Annotated in this window: 21 protein-coding genes, 1 tRNA gene and 1 pseudogene; 16 read left to right on the forward strand and 7 right to left on the reverse strand. The window is 41.7% G+C overall.

From position 1 onward, the window contains the following. Positions 1 to 262: 262 nt before the first annotated feature. The 10 genes from DQQ10_RS13290 to DQQ10_RS13335 all read left to right on the forward strand — a co-directional run bounded on the left by DQQ10_RS13290 (position 263) and on the right by DQQ10_RS13335 (position 16,512). A complete protein-coding gene (locus tag DQQ10_RS13290) occupies positions 263 to 1,807 on the forward strand; it encodes a PhoX family protein (RefSeq protein ID WP_245970407.1) in 1,545 nt (514 codons plus the stop codon). Between the two features lie 73 nt (positions 1,808 to 1,880). After that, positions 1,881 to 3,758, forward strand: coding sequence for a cytochrome c peroxidase (locus DQQ10_RS13295; RefSeq protein WP_165823925.1), 1,878 nt, complete (start codon positions 1,881 to 1,883; stop codon positions 3,756 to 3,758). Between the two features lie 400 nt (positions 3,759 to 4,158). After that, the gene (locus tag DQQ10_RS13300; protein WP_112747373.1) at positions 4,159 to 8,115 is read left to right on the forward strand and encodes a PKD domain-containing protein; all 3,957 of its coding nucleotides are present in this window, start codon (positions 4,159 to 4,161) and stop codon (positions 8,113 to 8,115) included. A gap of 2 nt (positions 8,116 to 8,117) precedes the next feature. Further along, on the forward strand, positions 8,118 to 12,575 hold the full coding sequence (locus tag DQQ10_RS13305) for a DUF6443 domain-containing protein (protein ID WP_112747374.1): 4,458 nt from the start codon (positions 8,118 to 8,120) through the stop codon (positions 12,573 to 12,575). Between the two features lie 4 nt (positions 12,576 to 12,579). Then, the gene (locus tag DQQ10_RS13310) at positions 12,580 to 12,942 is read left to right on the forward strand and encodes an SMI1/KNR4 family protein (RefSeq protein ID WP_112747375.1); all 363 of its coding nucleotides are present in this window, start codon (positions 12,580 to 12,582) and stop codon (positions 12,940 to 12,942) included. 171 nt (positions 12,943 to 13,113) lie between these two features. Next, on the forward strand, positions 13,114 to 13,518 hold the full coding sequence (locus tag DQQ10_RS13315) for a DUF4304 domain-containing protein (protein WP_221409727.1): 405 nt from the start codon (positions 13,114 to 13,116) through the stop codon (positions 13,516 to 13,518). A gap of 164 nt (positions 13,519 to 13,682) precedes the next feature. Further along, entirely contained in the window at positions 13,683 to 14,129 is a 447-nt protein-coding gene (locus DQQ10_RS13320) for a DUF4304 domain-containing protein (RefSeq protein WP_112747376.1), read from the forward strand. Between the two features lie 249 nt (positions 14,130 to 14,378). Beyond that, positions 14,379 to 14,909 carry a hypothetical protein gene (locus tag DQQ10_RS13325; protein ID WP_133259640.1) on the forward strand — a complete coding sequence of 177 codons (531 nt, stop codon included), beginning with the start codon at positions 14,379 to 14,381 and terminating at the stop codon, positions 14,907 to 14,909. Continuing rightward, entirely contained in the window at positions 14,906 to 16,132 is a 1,227-nt protein-coding gene (locus DQQ10_RS13330; RefSeq protein ID WP_133259641.1) for a hypothetical protein, read from the forward strand. The genes DQQ10_RS13325 and DQQ10_RS13330 overlap by 4 nt, the downstream gene beginning before the upstream one ends. Positions 16,133 to 16,251: 119 nt before the next feature. After that, positions 16,252 to 16,512, forward strand: a complete 261-nt coding sequence (locus DQQ10_RS13335; RefSeq protein WP_112747379.1) for a hypothetical protein — start codon at positions 16,252 to 16,254, stop codon at positions 16,510 to 16,512. A gap of 37 nt (positions 16,513 to 16,549) precedes the next feature. Here the strand turns inward: DQQ10_RS13335 and DQQ10_RS13340 are convergent, their stop codons facing one another. After that, entirely contained in the window at positions 16,550 to 16,978 is a 429-nt protein-coding gene (locus DQQ10_RS13340; protein ID WP_112747565.1) for a VOC family protein, read from the reverse strand. 243 nt (positions 16,979 to 17,221) lie between these two features. Here DQQ10_RS13340 and DQQ10_RS13345 point away from each other — a divergent pair, with 243 nt between their 5' ends. After that, on the forward strand, positions 17,222 to 17,653 hold the full coding sequence (locus DQQ10_RS13345) for a hypothetical protein (RefSeq protein WP_112747380.1): 432 nt from the start codon (positions 17,222 to 17,224) through the stop codon (positions 17,651 to 17,653). A 27-nt stretch (positions 17,654 to 17,680) separates the two neighbouring features. Then, positions 17,681 to 18,076: a VOC family protein gene (locus DQQ10_RS13350; RefSeq protein ID WP_112747381.1), complete on the forward strand. Its 396-nt coding sequence runs from the start codon at positions 17,681 to 17,683 to the stop codon at positions 18,074 to 18,076. Positions 18,077 to 18,281: 205 nt separating this feature from the next. Here the strand turns inward: DQQ10_RS13350 and DQQ10_RS13355 are convergent, their stop codons facing one another. The 3 genes and pseudogenes from DQQ10_RS13355 to DQQ10_RS13365 all read right to left on the reverse strand — a co-directional run bounded on the left by DQQ10_RS13355 (position 18,282) and on the right by DQQ10_RS13365 (position 20,017). Further along, a complete protein-coding gene (locus tag DQQ10_RS13355) occupies positions 18,282 to 18,836 on the reverse strand; it encodes a dihydrofolate reductase family protein (RefSeq protein WP_112747382.1) in 555 nt (184 codons plus the stop codon). Positions 18,837 to 18,999: 163 nt separating this feature from the next. Further along, positions 19,000 to 19,518: pseudogene (locus DQQ10_RS13360) on the reverse strand (type I restriction-modification system subunit M N-terminal domain-containing protein); the annotation flags it as partial. Between the two features lie 427 nt (positions 19,519 to 19,945). Beyond that, a tRNA-Arg gene (locus tag DQQ10_RS13365) sits at positions 19,946 to 20,017 on the reverse strand. A gap of 407 nt (positions 20,018 to 20,424) precedes the next feature. On the opposite strand from DQQ10_RS13365, the gene DQQ10_RS13370 reads away from it, so the two are divergent. Continuing rightward, a complete protein-coding gene (locus tag DQQ10_RS13370; protein WP_112747383.1) occupies positions 20,425 to 21,012 on the forward strand; it encodes a Crp/Fnr family transcriptional regulator in 588 nt (195 codons plus the stop codon). 72 nt (positions 21,013 to 21,084) lie between these two features. Next, positions 21,085 to 21,441 carry a DUF4406 domain-containing protein gene (locus DQQ10_RS13375; RefSeq protein ID WP_112747384.1) on the forward strand — a complete coding sequence of 119 codons (357 nt, stop codon included), beginning with the start codon at positions 21,085 to 21,087 and terminating at the stop codon, positions 21,439 to 21,441. A 17-nt stretch (positions 21,442 to 21,458) separates the two neighbouring features. Here DQQ10_RS13375 and DQQ10_RS13380 read toward each other — a convergent pair whose 3' ends face one another. The 3 genes from DQQ10_RS13380 to DQQ10_RS13390 are packed head-to-tail and all read right to left on the reverse strand — an operon-like array spanning position 21,459 to position 23,018. Further along, entirely contained in the window at positions 21,459 to 22,064 is a 606-nt protein-coding gene (locus DQQ10_RS13380; RefSeq protein WP_112747385.1) for a MarR family winged helix-turn-helix transcriptional regulator, read from the reverse strand. A gap of 60 nt (positions 22,065 to 22,124) precedes the next feature. After that, positions 22,125 to 22,388 carry a DUF2024 family protein gene (locus tag DQQ10_RS13385; protein ID WP_112747386.1) on the reverse strand — a complete coding sequence of 88 codons (264 nt, stop codon included), beginning with the start codon at positions 22,386 to 22,388 and terminating at the stop codon, positions 22,125 to 22,127. A 54-nt stretch (positions 22,389 to 22,442) separates the two neighbouring features. After that, positions 22,443 to 23,018: a protoglobin domain-containing protein gene (locus DQQ10_RS13390; RefSeq protein ID WP_112747387.1), complete on the reverse strand. Its 576-nt coding sequence runs from the start codon at positions 23,016 to 23,018 to the stop codon at positions 22,443 to 22,445. Positions 23,019 to 23,179: 161 nt separating this feature from the next. Between DQQ10_RS13390 and DQQ10_RS13395 the strand changes: the two genes are divergently transcribed. Beyond that, positions 23,180 to 23,518: a PadR family transcriptional regulator gene (locus DQQ10_RS13395; RefSeq protein WP_112747388.1), complete on the forward strand. Its 339-nt coding sequence runs from the start codon at positions 23,180 to 23,182 to the stop codon at positions 23,516 to 23,518. Beyond that, positions 23,515 to 26,109, forward strand: a complete 2,595-nt coding sequence (locus DQQ10_RS13400) for an FtsX-like permease family protein (protein WP_112747389.1) — start codon at positions 23,515 to 23,517, stop codon at positions 26,107 to 26,109. Before DQQ10_RS13395 ends, DQQ10_RS13400 begins: the two co-directional genes overlap by 4 nt.

The following is a 26,109-nucleotide window of genomic DNA, read 5'->3' on the forward strand; positions in this document are numbered from 1 at the left end:
CGGATCCAAACGATAAGATCACGACATCGTCGCGTTCCCATCTAACGCGAATCTCTTCAACAGTAGATAATGTTTTTGCTCCAGACCGCGGTTCCAGCAGGTATGTAAACCGTTGTGCTTAAAAAACACACGAGGACCAATGTTCGATACTTCATGTTAAGTATGGTTGGTCGTTTTTCGCAAATTGTAATCCTACGGTAATATTTCAGTTATCGTAGCGAAACATGACAGACTTAGTTTTGAAAAAAAACTTAATCTGTACATGAGAAGATTTTCCAATCGTATAATGAGCCTACTTGTAGTAGCCTTATTCGCATTCACATCGTGTGAAGGTCCTGAAGGAGATGTTGGTCCTCAAGGAGAAAAAGGCGACAAAGGCGATCAGGGTGATCCAGCTCCAGGTCCACCGAACGCAATTAACCTTAAGGCACATTCTATTACGCCTGCACTACTCAAGAAGCTTGCAGGATTTGAGAATGTTGAAGTATTCCCTTTAATCAGTAGTGAAGATCAATTAATCGAAACACCGAACTTTATTTTTGGTGGATCGGCCGATGGCGCTGGATTATTGCAAACATCGCTTGGTTATTCTTTATTGGTGAATCACGAAGATAATTTTTCTGTTTCGCGCATTACGTTGGATAAATCGTTCAAACCAGTGGCGGGAGAATATCTATTGAACTCTAGTGGCGGATTATGGCGTCTTTGCTCAGCCACGCTAGCAACACCTGCTGAACATGGATTCGGTCCGGTGTACTTCACTTGTGGAGAATCAAATATCGATTCACAAACGCATGGTCTAAATCCGTTAGCATCATCTTCTGGTGCAGGGTTTTCTAAAGCATTACCAGCGCTCGGAAGATGGAATGCAGAAAACGCAGTACCACTTCCAAAGACAGCCTATCCTGGGAAGACAGCTATTGTTATTGGTGACGATGAGTCAGATGCTGGTGGCGGACAACTCGCGCTTTACTTGGCTAATACAGTTGGTGACCTGACAAATGGAAAAGTATATGTGCTGCGTAGAGTAGATCAAAATCAGCGTGAGATGGACATCGAAACCGGTGAGCAAATTGATGTTGAGTTTATGGAAATTGCTGGCGCGAGTGCATTGAGTGGCGCGCAGATGAACACGGAGGCAAATAGTTTGAAGGCGATTGCATTCGGACGCGTAGAAGATATAGACTATAGAAAAGGCGGTGGTGCAAACGGAAGAGAAGTCTACTTCAATGTGACGGGCCAAAATAACACAGGTGTGAACGCGGACTATTCACGTTCTAAATATGGACGCACTTACAAACTTGTATTATCCGAAACGTCGCCACTAACAGGAAAGCTTGAACTCATTCTTGATGGTGACGATCGCGAAGGCGTTGCCAAGGCATTCCAAAATCCTGATAACATCATGGTCACAACCAATTATGCTTACATCCAGGAAGATCCAAATTCAGGTTACAATGATCAGCAGCACGATTCACGCATATACCAATATAATCTTGCAACGAAGGAATTGAAAAATGTGTTTGAAGTAGATCCACGACGCAATGAAGCTGATGCAGATAAATTTAACGCCGTCTCTGGTGGTGCATATCCTGAGCCCGTAAAAGGCAAAGCGGGTTATGGCGCGTGGGAGTATGGCGCGATGATCGATATATCAGATATTATCGGAAGCGAAAATACCTTTCTTCTTAACGTTCAACCACACACCTGGCAATCGGATTATTTCAGAAATCCTGATGGTGGTTCAATTCGCGTAAACGAAAAACAAGGTAGCCAAGTATTAATCATCAAAGGCTTACCGAGATAAATTTTAAGGGTTAAATGTTTGTATGAAAACTGCTCGGCATTTGACCGGGCAGTTTTTATGAATGCCAATTGCTATGAAATATTTTTTGTTCCTCGTCATTGCGTCATGCACATTGATGTCATGTAATCATGTGTCTCAACAAAATGCAACGCCAGCCGATAAAATAGAAGCCTACTACCGTGAGCAAATTGATTCAATGGCGATGTGTGTAGATAGCTTGTATGACGCTGTTGAGAACAAAGCACCTGTCGATAAGATAAGAAAGCATTTCATTGGAGCGCGTTTACATTGGAAACACATTGAGCCGTTGACTGAATATTATTTTGCGAATGTATCAGAGGCAGTGAATGGCCCTGCATTACCCGAAGAAGAGGACTATGATTCAAAAATACAAGAGCCGACAGGCTTTCAAGTGATCGAGGAATTGATTTACCCGCAATACGATACCTTGCAACATCAGGAACTATTACAAGAGATTGGTATTCTTAAGTCAACGATGCCACGTGTTAAGCAATTGTATGAGAGTAATCAATTTACCGACGCAAATATTTTCGAAGCTTGTCGCTTAGAATTGTTACGGATAGTGAGCCTAGGCATTTCAGGATTTGACTCACCCGTGGCGCAACTTTCGGTTTCAGAAACACGTCACTCACTTTTTGGTATAAAAAATATTTTACAACAATATCCACGGTACGAAGAAGCAAGGCAGTTGGATAGTCTTTTTTCTGCTTTAGATAATTTTCTACAACAACGTTGGACTTTTAATTCATTTGATCGCGCTCGTTTTATTCAGCGATATGTTGTTCCGCTTAGCGAACAAATTTATCGACATCAACAACGGTTGGGTGTTATAAACAACAAATGGTTGACTGCGGTTGATATGAATTATCCGAACGTGATTGATGCGGCGGCTTTACGTCGTTCATTTTTTTCGTCAACGGCAACACAATCACTCGCACCATCGAAGGATTTAATTGAACTTGGACGCGTTCTTTTCTTTGATCCTGTTTTATCAGGAAATAATGCGCGGGCATGTGCTTCGTGTCATCAGCCCGACAAAGCATTTACAGATGGAAATAAAAAAAGCCTGGCATTCGGCGGTCGTGATGCCGTGTTTAGAAACGCACCCACACTGATAAATGCCACGTTTCAGAAAGCACAATTTTCTGATTCTCGTGTTGCTTTCCTCGAAGAGCAAGTGATGGACGTCGTTCATAATGCTGTTGAGATGAATGGTGATATTACGTCGACAAGCAAACGTTTAGAAAGTAGCGAAGAATATCGCACGATGTTCAAGAAAGCGTTCCCTGCAGCAGATTCTACAGAAATCATTTCGGCAAAGCATATTCGCGTTGCCATTGCAAGTTATGTGCGTTCACTGAGTAGTTTCAATTCAAAATTCGATCATTTTATTCGCGGCGAAAATACACTCAACGTTGATGAAGTTGCTGGCTTAAATTTATTCATGGGGAAAGCAAAGTGCGGTACGTGTCATTTTATGCCGTTGTTTAATGGAAGCGTACCACCGATGTTTGTGGAAACGGAATCAGAAGTGTTGGGCGTCCCAGGTAATGCAGATTCGCTGCGACCTGTTCGTGATGGTGACGCAGGAAAGATATTAGTCTCATCAAAATCGTTGCAACGCGATATGTTTAAAACTTCTACCGTTCGGAATGCAGCATTGACAGCGCCGTATATGCACAATGGTGTTTATCAAACATTGGAGGAGGTTATTGATTTTTACAATCGCGGTGGTGGAGCAGGATTAGGAATTATACTAGATAATCAAACCCTTCCGACGGATGCACTGCAGTTGACATCGCTTGAGAAAAAGCAGATCATTCTTTTTATTGGAACGTTAACCGATACGACAGGGCTTACGCGTGTACCTTCGAGATTGCCGTTCTTGAAAGGAGATCACACCAAGAGAAGGATTGGTGGTGAGTACTAGCATTGCTCGGCGCATAAAAAAGTAAAAGGATTCATTTGGTGATCATATAAATTAATTGCAAGAACTGATCACCAGGTTCTGCATGTAGTGCTTGATAAAAAAGTTAGGTTTTCCCGAAACGCTTTTTTTTGTTTTCTCTCCTGTTGATATTTTATTTGATTAACCGTTAGGGGTAATGCATTAGTTCTAGGAATGCCGGTGGTGTCATTAGTACGAACCGTCGCCATGTGTTTACAATACTTGTATATCAACAAAAATGGAAATGGAAGTCTTCAGGAACTTCCATGGAAAACGTCTTGTAGCTTTTCGAGTTTTGATCAGAGAGGAAAGCTATGCTGTTCTAGGAATTTGTTTTCATCAAGTTATTCCTAGCAAACACTTTACACTTTAATGTTTGACTATGCGCTTTCTAAAATTTACAAAACCGTTGTGCAGGAATTTGTGTGGTGTGCTTTTAATACTCTGTGGAAATATTGTGTTCGCCCAAAAGAAGACGAATGGTTTTGCGAGTAGTGACTACTATTCGAATTATAGTCCAAGTACGCCGGAGAAGTCCGCATTGGGTTCATTTGGAAATATACCGATTAACTATGCGACGGGACAGCCCGAAATTAATTTGAATTTGTTTACGCTGCCGAGTCGAGATTTAAGCGTACCGATTTCATTGAGTTATGACGCTAGTGGAGTCAGTGTGGATGATATTGCAAGTCCCGCGGGACTTAAATGGAATTTGGGAGCCGGTGGTTATGTTGTCAGGAAATTAAATGGCTTGCCGGACGAAGATCCTAATAAAGGGTATTGGAAATATAAAAATGAATTGAACGCAAATGTTATTGACCCACCCTTGTGGACTGATCGTTTTGAAAGGAATAAGGCAGATGCCGAACCTGATGAATTCTTTCTTTACATTCCAGGCCGCACCATTCGATTTATTATTGATAACGGCGCGCCGGTGCCAATTCCACGTCAAGCTCTACGCATGGCATATAAGGTCGAAAATGGTAGGATCACTGGGTTTTATCTCACGACTGAAGATGGTACACATTACCAATTTGGATTGTCCCCTAATGCAATAGAAGAGCGTAAGGTCGAGACGTTTCACATGGTTGCAAACTTTGCCTTCGATTGGAATAACGATACGTTTGTCGACTATCACGACGACGTTAAACAATACGATTGGTTTTACCTGGGCGATAAACTCGTGGTAGCCAAAGCACACATGTCCGAAACAATCAACCCCACCTATACGTCAAAGTGGTATTTGATAGCAATTACATCTACAGAAGGCGATGCAATCAATTTTAATTATGTTAAGTCAGGGACAACAACTTACGCGACTCAGCCAGTCGTAACTAGGAAGGTTCCTCTACTTACATCAATCTCTAACTACACGTATGAGATGGATGTTTGCTTTCGGTGGATGACGATTTTTGACGTCCCAACCTGTAGAGACACCCGTCATCACACCATTGTAAGGGGCGAAAAGGTTACGAAAGCTTATGCAGGCTTTACAAAGGCATGTCCCGACTTTGATTATTCCTGTAGCGAGAATTTTCCACAAACCGTAACTCAAGGACAGCTCAATTATTTTGACCCGCGAACAGATCGGGTAGACCCGGAAGGAATATTTGTGAATCAGTCTATTGTTACCGAGTCGCTCATCAGGCTAGAAAATATCAAAACATCTGCTGGTAATCAGGTTGTGTTTTATTCCTCAGGCAGGAATGATTTACCTGGCGCCATAAAATATGACCGTATAACATTGGTTAACATGAAAAATGAAACCATAAGGAATATAAAACTAAATTATTCAGTAGTAGAAGCAAATGTAGCTAATAATTTCATGTGGCTATCAGAGGCGATGGTCGCAGTAGAAAAGTATGGACCGGATGACGATTATGAAGTACACGAGAATGCAACTCCGCTAGACGCTTCAAATTTTAAGTCAACCCCTCCGAATGATCAGCTCCTACGAAAATATGTTTATGAGGGAATGAAGGAGTACAACTACAATCGATTATTTCTCGATGGTATAGTTGAACTCTCAACGACAACGTTAGAACACCCGTTGTATAGTTTTGTCTACTATGCTCGTGAGGCTTTACCGAGACGAATCAGTCCTTTACAGACTGTTAACGGGTACATGCGGAGTATCAACTATTGTACTCCCGAGTATCTGCCTGTCGCCGGACAATTCGCGTTCGGCAACAAAGTACAAATGTTGCATGCTTACGACCCATCAAGTTACCGCGACCCCACGTACGGAAGCCCCTGCATTGCACGACTCATTCAAATCAAATATCCAACTGGCGGTTATACCTCATTGCAGGGCTGTAACATGCTAGAAACAATTAAAGATCATGATATCAATGGTAGCATCGTAGCAGAACGTTCTTTCGTTTACACGCTAAAGCCAATTAGTTCATACAAACCCGTGTTACAATCTTTTGAAAACTGTTGGGATGAAAATCGGAGCTTGTACAAGCGATTCAAAGTAATGTCTTCTGTACCACAGAACCGTTCCTATCGAGAGCCGTCTTATTTTGTTGACAAGGTGATTGTGTATAATGGAGCAAGCGCCACCGATCACAATGGATACGAGGTAAAAACTTTTAGTTCGCACAATGCTCAGATTAACCCAGTGTATTCAGATCCCTTGGATGTTAATAAAGATGGAAATGTCATATTGGACTTGAATCGTGCGGATGTGTTTCCGTTTCTAAAGTTAGAGGAACGTGAGCATCTCTCCGGTCTACCTCTTGAAACTACCATCTATGATAAGGCTGGCAGAAAAATAAAATCTACAACGAACAACTACGTCGTAAATCCTTTCGGATATCAACCTCCAACGCTGAAAGGATTCATAGGCGGAAGCTTTCCCTATAATGGAGGAAAAAAGATACGATATGGCCGATTCTCAATTTCGGCAGATTGGATTTTGTTGGACAACGTAATTGAAAAAGTATACGATCAATCCTTAAATTATGATATCAACAAATTTGTACAATCGGAGACTAAATTTCACTACGACCAAATAAGGAAGCTTACGTATCCGATGTCGAAGGTTATGAGCTCAAACGGGACGATAATCAAAACTACCTTCAAGTATGTTAGCGATGATGCATTTAAGTTTTCTGAAAACCCCTCGGCAGGTATTCATGCATCCAGCGCGCTGAAAGCAATCTTATTGCTGTGGGAGAAGAATAAATTCAATACAATAATTGAGGAACGGACGTCGATTTTGAGAGGGGGTACAGAAAAACTTACTTCCGCAAAATACAATACGTTCAAAATCATAAATGGCGTTGCCAAACCCTCGGAGGTATACGCTTTTGATGGCGCAATCAATCCCAAAGATTTTCGATCGGTATACGTTACTGAGCACGGTGATGTTGTTCATGATAAAACGGTATTAAGAAAAGTTCATAGCTATGATGAATATGACCCAGTGACTCGCAATTTGACAAAACAGACGTCCATAGATGGCACAACGGTGTCATATGTGTGGGATGCACAATTGGCAAACACGGTGATAAAAGAAGAAATTGTTAATCCTGGTACATCGCAGCTTAGAAAACAATATGATAACCGGGCGCTTGTTGGTCCTACTTCAGTAACCGATGCGAATGGGGTTAAAACAAGTTTCGAATATGGCGAGCAAGGTAAACTTCGGTTAATTCGAGATCATGAGAATAACATTAAACACCGTTATCGCTACCACGTCGTTGCTGATAACAAGAATGAATCTTTTACCGCGACAATTTCAGTAAGTGGGTCTTTGACTGTTGGATGGGCCGTAACGATTTCGGTTAATAATGAGACTCGTTCATTGAATACCACGAACGTTACATACGACTATGGTGATGGCCAGACGTTGACGACAACAGCGCATAGCGTAACACATATCTACACTTCTCCTGGAGCTTACGTCGTTACCGTTGCGAAATCTAATCCGGAATATGGAACTGCAAAAGCTCAAAAAACAATATTGATAAATGCCGCACTTAGCGTCTCAATCTGCGCGGATGGTCCGGTGGCTGGCGATGTTTGCAGAGGTATACAAGGTGCTGATGTTTATGGATCATGTACCGCTCCTGCCAATCGTCATTTCTCACACCCAACACAACTGAAAGTGAACGTTGTAGGAAACTGCAACGGCGCAATGACCTACCGTTGGGAATATAGAGCAGCTGGCTCATCCACTTGGGCTACGCAGGGAGCATCACAGACGATTACTGCACCTATTTTGCCGCCAGGTATTGGTAGCGGCGACGTGAGGTGTGTCGCGATTGACGCTTGCGGAACTAGTGGGATTTCATCAATAATAAGTTTCAACTTCTTTAGAACCTGTCCTTAATTATGGTCAAGCGTATTTTACTCTATATCATCTTGGCAGTGTCAATCCAACTAGCCAACGCGCAAGATTTCTCGACTGTACATGCCGTGGCCCTGGCTGGCGTTGGCAAGCAATCGTCTTACGTTGTCAATAGTTCTGGCCTGTTGCGTCCAGGGTTTAGCTTGAAGGCATCCGCTCACGGTTCCTTTTTTATTAGCGCCAATAAAACAGCCAATGGTGTGGCATCGCCTGATAAAAATTCGATCAGGACAGAAACGCTGCAAAAGAAAATGACCACGGAAGCATTGGTCACAGCGGCGTTGCATCCAGATAAGATTGTATCATACGAATATTTTGATGGAATCGGCAGATCATTGCAATCTGTTGATGTGAAGCAAAGTCCGGCATCACGTGATGTTGTCAACTTTAAGCAATATGACAAGTTCGGAAGGCAGCCAAAATCGTATTTACCGTATACCGGGGAAAGTAATAGTCAATTCAGGTCTTCACCAGAAGAAGAACAAAAAGTATTCTATAATGGTACTGTGGGGATTCCTTCAGACTCGGAGCCCTATTCTCTCAATTACTTTCACGAGTCCCAGCTAAATATTGAAAGTAAAACATATGCACCCGGCTGGAGTTGGCACAATGATGCCAATTCAAAACCGACAACACAGATTACGCGCTTTAATGTCGCTGACGAAGTATTGTTTTGGTCTACGTCGTCTCTGCCGTCAGCAAACACTTTTTACCCACCGGGCGCATTACTCCTAACCGAACATGTACTGCCTAACGGCAAAACAATTATTAAAGCAAAAGATGAACTCGGTCGGCTCATTATGGAAAAGGAGGGCGCGGAAAAGCTGTGGAGAGTCACCTATTTTATCTATGATTTCGGTGGAAACCTAAAGCTAGTTTTTCCTCCGCTTGCTGTAGAGAAATTAAGCGAATACAACAGCTCGACCAATAAGATTGACTTTCTCAATCGCTGGTGCTTTCAATATGAGCACGATCACCTCAATAGAATTACCGGAAAGAAAATCCCAGGAGCAGATTGGATTTATACCATATTTGATCGCTGGGATAGACAGGTGCTCGTTCAGGATGGTGAGCAGCGACTAAAAAATGAATGGACATATACAAAGTACGATTGCCACAACCGTGTTATTATCACGGGCATCACAACAGGCCTGAGATCTCAGTTAACAACGAAGCTTGCGAATGCATCCGTCCGATTCGAAGTTAATGGCAACAATGAAATAGGTTATAGCAATACTGCCCTACCACTCCATTCCCTACCTGATATCTTAACAATTCAGTATTACGATTCTTATGACTTTTTGGGCTTTACAAACTGGGAGGACAATGGAAATTCATCCAACTATAAATTTCAGGCCGAGACTGCCTATCCGAAAGTAAACGACGTTCATCAACTTCCCTATCCGGCCGCATGGCGAAACCCGCCTAAAGGATTTTCGACGGGGTATAAAGTAAAAATAATAGGCGCTGATACTTGGTTGAATGGTGTGACGTATTATGATTCTAAAGGTCGTATTCTTCAGAAAGTTGGACAGAACCATCTTGGAACAATTGATCGTGTAACAACCCTGTACGACTTCACCGGAAATGTATTGAAAGAACTTCAACGTCATGGCTCCAACATCGTCATCCAGAAAGAATACTCCCGCGATCACACAGGACGATTATTGAATGTGTATCACCAGGTGGGAGACAACCCGAGCGTAATCTTATCCAACTTCAAATACAATGAGCTAGGCAAGGTTATTGAAAAAAATCTACACTCAACAGATAACGGTAAAACTTATCTGCAGTCAATCGATTACCGCTATAATATTCAAGGGTGGCTCAGCAGTATTAACAATGTGTCGTTTAATGCCGATGGCAGTAATAACGACGATGTTAATGACTTGTTCGGAATGGAAATTAACTATGATAAAAGCCTCGTGGTTAATGGAACAGCATCCACTAAAAATTTTCACGGAAACATCAGCGCGATAAAATGGAACACAAACAACTTAGTTGATCCACCGAAACAAAAAGCATATGCTTTTACATACGACGTTTTCGACCGGTTAAAAAGCGCGCGGTATGCAACGCTAAATGGCGCGAACTGGAACGGTAATCCGAATATGTTCAATGAGATCATGGAATATGATATCAATGGAAACATTAGCACACTGAAGCGGTATGGAAAAGTAAATGGAGCCGTTGCAAACATCGACGACCTTCTCTACCAATACGCAAGCGTCACCCAATCGAAGAGTAATGCATTGCGGCACGTTGTAGATAAATCTACTTATTGGTCTGGTGAGTCTTCTTTTGGTTACACCGAAAAGCCAATTACCCATAGCAATTTTGTTTCCGATGTAGAGGGGGAGAACAACACTGAGTATGAGTACTATCTGGATGGAAATTTGAAATCCGATCTTAACAAGGAAATTGTATTGATCGAGTATAACCACCTTGATTACCCCACGAAAATTCAGTTGTCAGGAAATCGCGTCGTTGAATATCAATACGATGCAACAGGAAATAAACTTCGAACATTGTCGAAGGAAACATCGCCAACAAAAATACTAGAACAAATTGATTACGTCGGTGCAATTCAATATTGGGATGGGAAACTTGCGTCGATTGAAACCACTGAAGGTCGAGTCGTTCGTGGGCCTACGGGATATGAATACGAGTACTATATCCGCGATCATCAACAAAATGTTCGCGTGGTATTCGGTAGTGGTGGTAAATCGCAAAACTACTTGGCGACAATGGAGGCCGTACGGGCCACAAAAGAAGCGCAGTCATTTAAAGGTATTGCTGGTGACGCAACATACAATCACACTTCACGATCTGCTGAAATCGTTGCGCCAATAAGAGCTTCAAAGCTGAACTCAGCGGTTTCTGGAGGCAGGGCCGTAGGGCCGTCAATTCAACTTAACGTACAGGGCGGTGATAATATTCAATCACACGTCTACGGGCGATACAGTGCCGCCATCACAGGTACCAATACACTTGTTGCAAACATCACTTCATTGGTTACAACGGCGTTAGGGTTGACCCCAACAGGTGAGAACGCTGCTTTGTTTAATGCTGTTAACGACTACTTACCCGCGCAAGCAGCATCGGTGCCGAAAGCTAATAGTTATCCGAAAGCGTATTTGTGTTATATCCTCGTGGAGAAAGTAGGCGAAGTATACCACGCACGGCAGTTTGGATACGCTTGCATTTCAGATCTTGCGCTTTCAGCGTGGCAGAAGTTAGCACTCGATGTGCACGTGCCCGAATCTATTGGTGATGGTGTTGTATTCATTTATGTGGCCAATGAATCGAAAGTAAATGCTGCGACAAATGTTTTCTTTGATGATCTCGCAGTGGTTCACCAATCAACTACGCCTACGCTACAAGTTTATCAATCGTCAGATTATTATCCATTCGGGCTAAGCTTTAATCAAACTGAGCTTTCTAGAAATTATTACCATAGTGGTGATGCGAGTGTCGAAGACGTTCAAGAAGGTCGCGTAAAATTTCAAGGGCAAGAGTTACAAGAACAATTTGATCTTGGCTGGTATCACTACAAATATCGTATGCATGATCCTGCCCTCGGAAGATTCTCGGCGTTGGATCCTTTAGCGGAAGATTATAAATACAACAGCGTTTATGCTTTTAGTGAGAATCGATTAATCGACGGTATTGAACTGGAAGGAGCAGAGTTCTGGGGAGTAAACCTATGGCAACCATTTATCTATCCACAAATGGATGCAGATTTATCAGGCCTGAACATAGATCCGGTGCCACCTGCTGGACCAGAGTTTACATTTGGAAATCTTTTATATTCTCATCTAGCGTTTGCACAGAACGTCAGTATCAACGTGTGGAATGGAACCGTTGGTACAATGGATTTTCTGCTGAGCCCCAAAGACTACATCCCAACATTAATGGGTTTGGGCACGGGCATCAATAATTATTTGACGGAACCGGATTTCTTAGGTAGAAATTATGATCTCGGAAAGAATTTCTTAGCAGACCCACACGCCGCTGATAAAATTGGTTCTTTTGCACTTGGATACTTTTTGCCGAAATTGAATCTTGCGGCACCCAAATTTAGTTTACGGTCCTCACAGGTTGCAGAATATAGCCTTCGAGGTAATGTTGATAATTTTCCAAATGGTTCATTCTCAGTTTCAGATTGGACCGGCTACCCAAGCGGTGCGATCAGACCCTCTGGACCGTTTAGGTTGCTAGAGGGAGCGGAGTATAGTTCGGCTAGAAAGCTGGCGAACTCAACAAACGCGGCATTGCACAAAGCAAATAATGAATTGTTAAGAGGCTTACAAATACACGAAATTCACCCCGTCAAATTCGGGGGAAGTCCCACGGATCTGTCAAATAAGATATTCTTAACACCTGCACAGCACTTGCAATACACTAATTTTTGGAATTCATTGATGCGAACTACAAGATAAAGATATGATTAATAAGAATAACCCTCCCACGAAAGAAGAGATACAGCAATTTTTGGCCGCAGTCAATTTTAGTTTGCCAATAGGATTTATTGATTTTTTTGAAAATGCAAATGGGGCTGAAATTAGTTCTGATGTTGGATTCTTCATTTTATGGCCTTTGACGGAAATGATTCAGTTGAACTCAGGGTACAAAGTCGATGAATATATCCCTGGTTTTTTTGTTTTTGCCTCTAACGGAGGCGACAATGCGTACGCAATAGAGAAGTTCACTGGTTCAATATATGAAATACCATTTATCGGAATGTCAAAAGACGAAGCGGTTCTGATAAGTGAAACATTTACTAGATTTATACAAGACATAAGTTAAACTTAAGAAAACAATTTTGAGCATTGCCTAATTTACAACCTAGTTGGTATACGTGAAAACTTAAAAGTGATCTTTGCTGATGTAAATCGAAACAATAATGAAAAATCTAAGCTCAAGGAGTCTAAAATTTTGCTTTGACACGATTAAACACGTTGCTTCATGTAATAGATTATGATGACCGATAAACAAGTTAAGGATACATTTAACGACGTTGCCAAACTCAAAGGCTTCGACAGCGCTTTCGGTGGGTGGTTCAAGGAAAGCTCAGAGTGCACCGTTGTATTAGATCTACAAAAATCTAATCATGGAGACATTTATCTTTTGAACATCAAAATTTTTGTTCAAGGTATGTTCGCGAAAAACTACCCCAAGAGTAAAGATTTAGTAAAGAAACAGGTGGGCAATATTTTTAGACGTCAGCCTGCGGAGTATGATGATGTATTGAAGTTTAATACCTCTTCAACAGACGATACAATCCACCGAGAAAGGATGAATTCGTTCTTTGAAGAATTTGTCACGCCGTTCACGAATAAAGCGTTATCTAAGGCGGGTATTAGAGCACTTGCGAAATGGTGAAATCGCGATGTTGCCTCCCGTACAAACTGAATTGGAGTCGATGTAAATTTTATGGATAAGTTGTGTAACAATGAAATTGAAAATAATGACTATGCTCAAAAAATAGCTCATCAATACTTCATGACTCGCATATTGGACATCATAGTTATCTAAGCTGACTTAACATGACCAAGGACGACTTCAAGACGCAATTTAATCAGTCTGCAAAAATGGTTGGCTTTGAAAGAGCTTTCGGTGGTTGGTTCAAGGAAAGTCCAGAGTGCATCGTTGTGTTGGATTTACAGAAATCAAATTTTGCAGATCGGTTTGAATTGAATATCAAAATCTATGTGCAAAGAATGTTTGCAATGCATTATTCGATTAACAAGGACTTAGTTAAGAAGGATGTAGGCGATCTTTTTAGACGTCAACCGGCGACATATGATGATATTTTTAGTTTTGAAAAATCTATCGATAGAACGAGCAGGGTTGAAAAGCTTAACGAATTTTTTAAAGAGTTTGTGGCGCCATTCACGAATGAAGCACTATCAATAGCAGGTATTAGGAAATTGGCAGCAATACGGGAGATTGCCCTGTTGGCCGCGGTAGAAAAAGAACTTGATACACTGTAACGAATTTTTGCTATTTTAAGAGACGAAGCTTGACAAGCGTTACGTTGCTATCGATAAAATTGACGGGTTCGTGGCAAATCCCAGTCAGCAGGCATTTTGGAAATGGCCATTGAAGAACAAACTTGCCTTTCTTATTAGATTTAGTGTAGAAGAGGACATGTTGATACGCTAAATTATACTAAAGGTGTTTGCTGGAACACATTTGTTGTTGCAGCGCGTTGTTAGAAGATGTTGTAAAAAATAACCGTTGTGAAAATACTATCAATCGTATTTCTATGGGTGATCTTCTCACCCGAGCTGTGTGCTCAAAACATTTATGCAGAATTCCTCGGTAACAGTGGAGGATTGTATTCCATAAATTATGAGCACGTGATAAAACAGACCGATAAAAAAGTCTGGGGCGTTCATGGAGGATTTTCCTTTTACCGCGTAAGGGGTAAGTATAACCATTTCAGTAAGCCAATTGGTTTTACGTATTGGAACAGACCACAAGGAAAGCACCATGCAGAGTTTGGTATCTGCTTAAACTACATCCAAGGGCTGAGAGATAACAGAGAACGCTGGGATTTTGAAGACGTTCGGTACACGAAGACGCTTGCCACGCTATTAAATGTCGGTTACAGATTTCAAAAACCTGATAAGGGATTTCTTCTCAAAGTCTACTATGCCCCTGCGCTTATTTTATATGAATTTGAAAGCGTCGAATATGTTCCGCGATATATGGAATTTTATCCAGTAGGCTTTGGACTTAGCGTTGGGTCACGGATTAATTTGAAATGATGAAGAACTATATTGTCATAGTCCTGGTCATTGCGCTAGTGCTAATTTTTTCGTTCGACACGGCAGCACAAAAGTTTCCTCAATTTCGGCTATCAAAGAAATCATTGGCGAAGATCGAAACGGCTAAGCATGCGGAGAAGAAATTACGTGTTTCAAAACGGATGTTACATCGCGATAGCATTCAATTTAATCGAAGGTTGCGAAAGTATTACAAACACTATAGCGATAGCTTGTGGCGCGCCGTAAGAGATTATAAACCGATTGATTCTGCAAGCGTGTCAAATATAAACGCCACAGATTCTATCCTTCATTCTTCGGATACTACTACTATCAATTTTGTGAAGTCGAAATTGCAAGAACATCTGCAATTGTCATTTGGCACTGATTCTTTAAATACAGAATCGATTGGTGGTGAAATCTCGCGTGAAGCGACTGCGAAAGTTGGCGATCTAACCAAGCGCTATTCGCCTACGTTTCCGTCACACGATTCTTTACGCGCCTTAAATGATCTGGACTATCGCGACGTGCTCCCAGCCGATGTTAAGGATTTCTCCGATGTAAAAACACTTGGTGACTCGTCATATTTGAAAGCGCAAGCACGAGAGAAGGCGGAAGCGTTGTTGATGAAATACTTTCAAGAAAACCCCGCATTCCTAAAGGGCATAGAGCGAAAGATGAGTTTGCTCATGCGTAAATATTCAATTGTCCCAAATTCAAATGACTTATCAACGGCTGTAAAACGAACGTCGCTTGCGGATCGAAGTTTTCGTGAGCGTCTTTATGTGGCACTCAATTTCCAATTGCCGAGTATCGATCCTTTAACAATCGATCTTTCTCCCGCTATCGGCTATAAGTTCAATGCGCGATTCATTGCCGGTATCGGTGGTACTTATCGGCAATCGTTTACCGACTCTATGCCCAAACTCGCCGCGACTGTGTTCGGCTATAAATCTTTTGCGAGTTACGAAGTTGTGCGTCAGTTTTTTGTGTATGGAGAATTCGCCAACAATGCGACCAGGCACTTCCGGTTAGAGTCTGCAGCAAAAACCAAATGGACGTCTGCAGCATTTGCGGGTATTGGACGAAAATTTTTACTCCATCCTAAACTTGAATCAACGATGGTTGTACTGTATAACTTCCTTTATAAAAAGGACGATCCGGTGTATCCCTCGCGCTGGGCGGTGCGAATAGGTTTTCAAACATCAGCCCTTTCATTCCGCTAGTTATTTGCTATACCGGCAAACCAGGTGCGTTGAATGTTGGATAGAATAAATTTTTCCTGTAACACAACAACGCATTCCGGCATTTGTTTTTACAATCATCCTCTTAAAACATTAAGAAGATGAGATCTCGCGAAGTTACAGACAGCAACAGTACGCGCTGGAGTTGTGTACAAGCTTTTACTGGTACAAATGGCAAGGCTGCGAAAGAAGCTGTTCAGCTTACCGAAAATTCGGAAAACAAAGTTGAGGTAATTTGTACACCTTCCGGTGGCGCGCAAACTGTCCGCCTACGCCTGGATCCACAATGGGATGTGAGCGTGAGCGACGAAGCTTTGGTAAGCGCCATCGAAAAGCAAACAAATCACATATCAAGCGATTGAGTCAAGCATCCATTGAGTTGGTAAATTGTCCAACGTGTTAAGCTTTGGGATCGAAGTTCACCATCCACTGTACGCCATACTGGTCAGCAAACATGCCGAAATATGATCCCAGTGGTCCATCGGAAAGCAGCATTTCAATTTTTCCGCCCTTTGAAAGTCCCGTAAATAATTTATCCGCTTCATCGCGACTGTTCGCCGTGATGGCGATTGAATTTCTGTTGTCGTTTTCATTTACATTTCCCATCACCTGCATAACGTCGCTTCCTAAAAGCACTGTGTTTTGTCCAATAGGCAAGGCAATGTGCATGATACGTTTGGCATCTGTATCGGGTATTGGATGCTCGGGACTTGACAAATCACCATAACGCATAATTTTTCTGAAAGTACCACCGAATACGGATTTGTAGAATGTGAATGCCTCTTCGGCGTTACCATTGAAATGAATGTAGGGATTGATGAGTGCCATAATTTTATGAGTTAACGTTTGAATTGTTTTTTTGCTTACTTGCAATCAAGTAGTTGCAAATATAGTGCAATCAATTGGTTGCGCAAGTTTATGTAGAAAAAAGTCCGTTGCTCGAAAGGGGGCTATCTTAAAAATCAACTTCGATTGAGGATTGCGCGTGATTATTCCAGCCCGTGTGAAAATATCTGAAAGCTTGTATATTGGTGTTTCGTCAACGTAAAAAAACAGGGAGAATAGTACGTAATGAAACTTGAGGACTACAAAAAATGCTTTGCCCAACATTATACTGAATTCGTTTTAAAACATCGAATTGGTGATGATCAAGTCACGGAAAATGTGGCTTACGAAAAAATTAAAAATGTGCTGCGTGTTGATCTGGGCGAAGGGCAATTTTTTTATTTTAAAGAGGGGAGGTTGCAGATGATCTACATTTCTAACGAAACTGTTATTAAGAAGCTGTGGGAGGAGTTTAAACGTGGTGAAGACATTGATAATCCCGATCAAACCCTTAGGTCGCGTGCAGGGAAAACTTCAAATCAATTGGTTTTTCCATCCCGTGGTATAGCCGCTTCAGTAACGCATGACGAGGTAGACTTTATGGAATTATATCCACCGTGTACCATGGAAGATTATCTCGAAAACATTTATCGCGAATTCCAACCGTTTATTCGATAGTGATTTTTAAAATGTAAAATGAGAAACATGGCCACAAAACAGATAACACGCTTTGCGCCTGAACTTCACATTCCGATGGGCACGCATGACATCGGCTTTTATTTAGATTTTGGCGCCATTGAACATTTCTGTTTTCGAAATGATGACGGTAGTATTCATGTTGCAGAGATGGAATTGGATGGCGCAACTTTTCACGTGCATGAAATCAACCGCAGCTCTAACGCGCTTGAGCCAATCAGCGCAATGGGTGTGACTACAATCATCGGACTGTTTGTGGATGATGTCGATGCTGTAATGCAAAAGGCTATTCAAGCAGGAGCAATTGAAATTAATCCGGCAAGGGACTACGAATATGGTTACAGACAAGGGATGTTCAAAGACCCTTTTGGACACTACTGGCAAATACAAAAGAAAGTAGAGTAGACTATTTTACTTTTGTTCTGCCTGCAGAAATGTTGCCATGTGTAGTATTGTGCCACTGAAATTAGGAAAAAAAGAATGCCTATTTGCGACGCAACAGAATATCTATTTTTTTCGACGAAGCATTGAAGTATCAGTGTGAGTTTGCAGAAAAGAATGAATCTGTTACACACGCGGAATGTATTTAGAAGGCGTAGCGCGCTGTAATTTAATCTTTGATTCTCTCGTAATAGTGCATCACTTGTCCGGCTTTGAAAATTTTAGTGTTCTTTAATTTAAGCACGCGGCGTTCGGGGATATTGTGAAAAAGAAGTAATCCGTCTTGTGCGATGACAGGGTGAATGCAAAGGTGATATTCGTCGATCAAATCAAGTTTTGCCAGCGCGTTAATCAAGCTTGGACTACCAATTAAAACATCCTTACCAGGCTGTTTCTTCAATAACTGAACTTCATCCTCAAGACTCTTTGTAGCAAGAACAGAATTTTCCCAGCTCAGAGATTTTAGTGTACGGGAGAAAACAACTTTCTGGATATGGTGCAAAGCGTTAGCAAAATCATCCATCGACTTTTCTCCACTGGGATTTTTTACCAATCCCGGCCAGTAGCCTTCCATGAGTTGGTAGGTGGTTCTACCGTAAAGAATAATATCAGAGTTTCTGATTACATCCGTGTAATGATCATGTAGTCCTTCGTCCGCGATTCCGGAAGTATGATCACAAGAACCGTTGAGCGCAATATTTAAAGTAGCTACTATTTTAGCCATGTCAATTTTGTTAACGGATGCAATGTCGGAAGTAACGCTTTTATTGCAGCGTTAGTCTGCGACAATTTCCGGGCATTTTGCGACATCGCGCTACCATCTTGGCAATAGGTTCAAGAGCATGGTTTTCATGGTACAAAAACGAATTGAGGATACTAACAAGCGGTCAAGGAGAACATTGCTTACTCTCGCCCAGCACATCGCGCTCGGTGTTGTGCAGATCAAAATCTATATCGTTGAGCTGATTGATGATTTTAACAATCAATTCGTTCTTCGCGGATTCAGACTTACCCAGCTTGCTACTGGTGAGGTCGAGGTCTTCGAATAGATTACTAAATTCCTCCTCACTGGGCGTACCCATAGTGCTCTGCTCAATGTGATTGAGAATTTTGGTGAGGTCATCGAGAATGAATTTTGCTTTGCCTTCGCCATTGCCTCGCTCTGCGAGTTCACGGAAAAGCTCATCTGGTTCTAGATAATAACCGAGCGCATCTAGCGCATCGGCTTTCACTTCTTTTAAGTAGAGTCTTTTCTCTTTGTGTTTCTTAAGATCGGAGTAGGTGAGATTGTCACCTTTAAGAATCTTGTTGGCATGATCTTCCATTTTTTCGCTGAGATACTTATAGAAGATAAAGCCAAGAATATAATCCCTGAAATCATCGGCATCCATTTTCCCGCGCAGGGTATCGGCTAGTTTTCAGCGAAATTGTTTGAGTTCTTCGGGCATCGTTTGGTGAGGTTCAATTCAAAAGCCCACCATGGTAAACTTTGAAGATTAAAGATGTCCAATGCGGAAGATGAGCAGTCCATAAGGCTAATACCTGATATTTTGGATTGTTTTATCAGGTTACGGCCTGATAATTAGCCAATAAACGGATTGAATACATGTTCAAACTTAGTGAATATCAATAGATTGATAGTGGTTTACAAATTACTCAACGTACTGAGTAATTTTACTCAATGCATCTTTGATCCACAGCAAACCGACACTATCTGCCGAAAAGTGGTCTTTAACTCCCTACTTAAGATTGCCTTCATTTTCTCCGTGTGAGAGCGAATAAAAAAACAGCGTGAATCCGATCGCTCTCGCGCTCACACTCACGCTGTTTTTGTAGCCCCGGCAGGAATCGAACCTGCATCTTCAGAATCGGAATCTGAAATTCTATCCATTGAAATACGGAGCCATTTAATTAAGTAGATGCCCTGCTGGCAGTCTTGTTGTTTATATATCATCTTCAGAATCGTCCCGATAGCTATCGGGATGAAATTTAATCCATTGAAATACGGAGCCATGCTGGTTAACGGTTATCAGTTATCAGTTCACTGTTATCTGTCAACCTTGAGCGTAATCCATCCAACTTGCTCCTGAATTTTTCCGATAAAAATCTGAAGTCATTCCCAAAGCTTTGAAATTAGCGCAAATTGCACCTTTCTGCTATTGAATAGCCGCAAAAATAGTCATTCGGGTCTACCGAAAAAATTTCTTCATTGGAAATGGCGAATCCTTTTACCGTTTTCGGCGTGAAATGACAAGTGTACACGCAGAACGATTGGCATGATGTGCCTAAATTGACGAAAGTATAGATCCCGCATGACCGCTGCCGCTGAACAAATAATCGCCAACCTCTCCAGGCATATTTCCCTGACCGAAGACGAAACTTCTTTTTTTCTTTCCCGACTTAAGGCTAAGACACTCGACAGTGGTGACGTGCTGTTACAAGCTGGGCAAGCCTGCGATACGTTCAACTATGTTGTGCATGGTGCGTTGCGGGCGTTTTTCTCAACCGAGAACGACAAAGAAGTGACCATCATGTTTGCGATAGCCGATTGGTGGATCACCGATATGCCTTGCTTCGTTAATCGACAGCCTGCCATGATCTCCATAACGGCCATCGAAGATACCTCTATCTTGCAACTGCGATACGAAGATTTGGAGTTGCTTTATACGCGAATCCCGAAGTTTGAACGGGCGATGCGTATCATGATGCAAAATGCATACGTTCGGGAGCAGCTCAGGGTGTTGCAAACTTTTTCGCAACCAGCAGAAGAACGCTATCTCAATTTCTTGCAAAAGTACCCAGGTATTGCTTCCAAAGTCACCAACAAACACATTGCCTCTTATCTTGGTATTACGCCAGAGTTCTTGAGTGTAGTAAGAAGCAGACTTCGTCACAAATAGCGTTTATTAATGTACATTAATTTTTGTCTGCGGGTGATCGCATAGTTTTGGGTTCAAATAAATAAAACACTTATGGTAATACTCATTGCGGGTCCGTATCGCGGCGGCACTAACGACAATCCTGAATTAATGAAGAAAAATTTGGAAGCGTTGGAAGCAGTAGCCCTTCCGTTATTTCGTTTAGGACATCTTCCTTTAATTGGCGAATGGATAGCCCTACCGTTAATTAAAAAAGCGGGCTCAACAAAAGTTGGCGATGATGCGTGGAACGAAATACAATACCCTGTAGCACATAAGCTGTTGGAAAAGTGCGATGCAGTGCTGCGAATACCAGGGGAATCGAAAGGCGCCGACAATGATGTGCGCATTGCGACGGAGCGTGGGCTGAAAATATTTTACAGACTCGAGGATGTACCCAGCGCAACGTAATGTAAATGCTGTAGAAATTATTTCAATGCTACATGTTCTGGACAATCTAAACGCAATTCGCTTTCCAATAACCTTGCTCGGAGAAGTTTACAATAGTGGATTCCATTTTCATTTGAATACAGCGAACACGTTGCGCACATACGTTGTACGGTGATGATCCCTGATTTATTTAGGTGTTCAATCAACGTTAGCAGGACTTTTAAGGTTATATGTTTTTCATTTTCTGACATTGTACCGAGGGGCTTTTCAATTGCAGAGGAGAAATTGGAGCTCTTCTCTGCAATTTTTTTTCCTGCAGCCGTTAATGTAACACTGTAGCTTCGCGTGTCGTTGGGATCGTCGGTTTTGCTGATGAGCTTTTTCTCTAAAAGAATTTTGATGCTATCGCTTATGGTAGCCTTCGTCATGTTAAACTCGTTCGCGAGATAGCTGACTTTTGCCTTTTCTTTTGAGTGAAAGAGTAAGAATATTAGAATCTGAATTTGGATCGGACTCAACGAATATTCCTTACTCTCATTCCAAAGAAGCACGCGAAATGCTTGTGAAATTCTTTCCATCGCAACCACGATGCGGCTATCGATGTTTTCATTTTGCTCATCTAAATTGAAAGAAGATTTCTTCATGCCCACAATCTTTCCCTAAAGATACTTCCGAATCACTCAGCTACAATGCGTTTGCAACGCCTAGTTGCAGTTGCGTAGCTCAAGAATAAAATAACCGGTCTCCAGAATACTCTTAACCATCTTATCACTGGCTTGTTCTATATGGCAAAACGCACACTGATTGACAACCACATCACTTGTGCTCAATGATTTTGACGCAAGGTATTGACGACCAAACTGACGAATTAATTGTTCATCTTTCTGCTCTTTAGGGACGATGATGTCGAAATTCATGATTGTTCCATTTTGTTTTGTTACATAAGTATCCCATACTGCGACTTGCATATTATTCTAATTTAATTGTTGATATAGATTTTTGATTGCGCGGATCTTCTCGCGCTAGAATTCATTCTCCTTAATGTATGGATGCGTCCAGAGTACAACCGTAAGTGTTACTGCTTTGAACCACGCTGAATACATTTTTTCAATGGTTTGCGCGTCGTGATTTTTCTTTGCAAGAAACCCTTTTATCGTTGCTGTTATTGGAAATATAAATGCGACGAGGTAACGATAATGTATGATGGGCACGCTGTCAACGTTGTCGGTTTTATTCTTTTTTATACTGTGGTGACGAAGCCCAATTTCATGCTGATAGTTTAGCCAAGTTTGATCATAAGGTTTCTTGCAGAGGTCAAGGATCCACTGATTGAATCGAGCACGAACTGCCGTGAGGTACTCAGCATTGGGGGCCGAACCATTGCCGAAGTAGTGGACCAAGTGCGCATTGCTTCCGACAAATCCATACCATAAATCAAGAATTTCGTCGGTTTGGTCTTGAAGTACCTCACCCGCGAGTTTCAGATGTTGAACATCATCGTCGGTAAATAATACAGTTGTTTTGAGGAGCTCTAGGTCGTTTAGAGATACTGGCGAAGACATAGCTTGGCCATAGGTGTAACCTTTAATTCTTTCCATAATACGTCGTTTTGATGTGAACAAATATAGTTAGGAATCCTAACAAATAAACGAAGTGTATAAATTTAAGTTTCATCAGATTGTAAAGCCTGGATAAATAATTATATATAAACTGCAATTACGAATAATATACTATATTTACTGCAATTGCGAATAATATCATGAAGAAGACAAAACTCGGTGAATTTGAAGAACTGGTGTTATTGGTTGTCGGCGCCCTGGGGGAGGAGGCTTATGGCGTGGAGATCAAACGCGAACTTGAAACACGTCTCGATGAAACTTTGAGCGTGGGTTCTATTCAGTCGGCATTGAAACGGCTAGAAGAAAAAGGATTCTTGACATCTGAGTTTGGCGAGGCTACTCAGAAACGCGGCGGCAAAAGAAAACGCATCTACACCATTACAGCTTACGCACATCGTACGCTGGCGGAACTCAAAGCAATCCGTGCTGACCTTTGGAAGTCTATGCCGAAACTTTCTCACGCACTGAAAGCGATATGAATAGAATCAGTAAACCACCCCAATGGCCGCTTCGCGTGATGCGCTTCTTTGTGAAGGAGCAATACATCGAGGAACTCGAAGGCGACCTGGAAGAAATCTTTCATGATGATATCGAACGCTATACTATACACCGCGCGCGTTGGCGCTATTCTTGGCAAGTACTCAAGCTGCTGCGACCCATGTTGCTGAAAAATTTTAACCCTCAATCTGTAACGCCATTACCCATGTTTAGAAATTATTTTAAAACTTCTTTCAGAAGTCTGGTGAAAAACCCTTTGACGGCTTTTATCAATGTATTTGGATTAGCTGTAGCCATTGGTATTTGTTTGCTGGTGTATACGTTCATGGAATACGATAAACGTATCGATCAATTTCATGTTAACAAGGATGAAATTTTCTTGGCAACATTTTTTGCCGATCGCGAGGGTGAGATGTTGCAATATGGTTTCGCACCTCGCCCTCTAGGTGATTTAATGAAAGAAGATTTTCAACAAATTAAACACGTGTGTCGGCTAGAAGACCGTAGTGTCGTTATCAAGTATGAAGAAAATGTGTTTCATGAATCGATTCGATACGTTGATCCGACGTTTTTACAGATGTTTACATTTCCTTTAAAATGGGGCGTGCCAAGTTCGCTGAATGATTTGAACAGCATAATCTTAAGTGAGACGATGTCCGTGAAATATTTCGGTGATGAAAATCCAGTAGGGCGGGAGATGACCGTGATCTTTAACGATCAGGTAAAGAAGGCTTTTGTAGTGGCGGGCGTTGCGAATGCATTTCCGAAGTCGCGTGACCTTGAATTTAATTTCTTGGTGAATTTTAAAAATATAGAAATCGCTGATCCATCTTACGACTTGAATGACTGGAGCGAATTTTCGAACGCAACACTTGTTCAGCTACATCATGCTTCCGACGTCACGTCGATAGAAACACAGATGGCAAAATATAAAACGCTACAGAATGATGCGCAACCTGATTGGCAGGTAGCGTCATTTAAATTCGAACCTTTGACAACCATGCATGCGCGTGCAGCGAATATCCGAGATGCTATTTTTCATGACTACAATCTTGAAGGAAGGATTGGTATGCCTATCATTGCGCTCTTCATGATTATGCTAGCGTGTTTCAACTACATCAACATAGCCATCGTGTCGGCGTCGAAACGCTTAAAGGAGATTGGTGTTCGTAAAGTAATTGGTGCTAATAGAATGCGCGTGATCGTACAGTTTCTCACGGAAAATGTGGTCGTTACTTTTTTTGCGCTCGTTGTTGGTTTCATTTTGTGCGCCTTTATTTTTCTGCCCTGGTTTGTGCAGTTCACAGGCTGGGAGTTAGAGCTTCAGTATCTCGATAAAAATATTTGGATTTTTCTGTTGGTGCTGCTTTTGGTGACGGGCATGGTGTCGGGGATTTATCCGGTGCTCTATATCTCAAAATTTGAGGCTGTTAAGATATTTAAAGGGTCACTCCGATTTGGTAGAAAAAATCCACTTACTAAAATATTTCTGTGTATTCAAATGGTACTGGCCTGTATTACCATCACCGCCGCAGTAGTTTTTGTTCAAAATAATGATTTCCAAAACGATAGAAGTTGGGGATATCAACAAGACAATATGTTGTTCGTTTCTGTTCCAGACAAGACGGCGTATGATAAAATGAACGCTGCGATCACACCGTATAAAGATGTCGAGCGTATAACGGGTTCACGCCATCATGTTGGGAAAGATAATGCGATCGCGGTGCTGAAAACTGAGATGAATCAACATGTCGAAGTCACGCAATTTGTTGTTGATGAAAATTATTTTGAGACGTTGAAGATTCCTGTTGTCGAAGGAAGAAATTTTAGAAAGAATTCTGAAAACGATAAACGTGCGTTGGTTGTGAATGAGCTTTTTGTCAAGAATATGAATTTGCCGAAACCGTTAGGCGTGACCTTTGGACTCGATAGCGTTCAGTACGAGATTGTAGGTGTAGTGAAAGATTTCCATGCTAATGATTTCTTCCGAGCAATTGAACCAACCATTTTTAGACTGGCGGATGAAAATGAATTTCGATATTTGTCGCTGCGCGTGGCGGAAGGATCTGAGAAGGAGATGTATCAAGCTTTGCAAACACATTGGATGAAACTCTACCCTGAGATTCCTTTTCAGGGTGGCTATCAGGAGGACGTGATGGGGAGTTATTTTAATAGTGTTGACAAATCGGAACAATTCAACGGTGTGATAGCAGCCATTGCCATAATGCTTGCAAGCTTAGGACTATATGGTTTAGTGAGGCTTAATGTTTCAGGACGTACGCGCGAATTCAGTATCCGAAAAACATTGGGCGCCAACATAAAGAATATTGCCTGGGTAATTGTAAATCAATATGTGGTGTTGACCATGATCGCCCTGGTGATAGGCGCACCAGTGAGTTATTTATTTACAAAAGCTTACCTCGATATGCTTTTTGCGTATCCGATGCCGATGGGGATTTCAGGTTCATTGATAGGTCTGTTACTGTTGGTCTTCGTTTTGTTGGCTGTTGTATCGACGCAAATAAAAAAGGTATTAAAGGCAAATCCGGTGGAGGGATTGAAAGTGGATTGA

This window comes from Pseudochryseolinea flava, from assembly GCF_003286915.1.
Taxonomy (GTDB): domain Bacteria; phylum Bacteroidota; class Bacteroidia; order Cytophagales; family Cyclobacteriaceae; genus Ohtaekwangia; species Ohtaekwangia flava.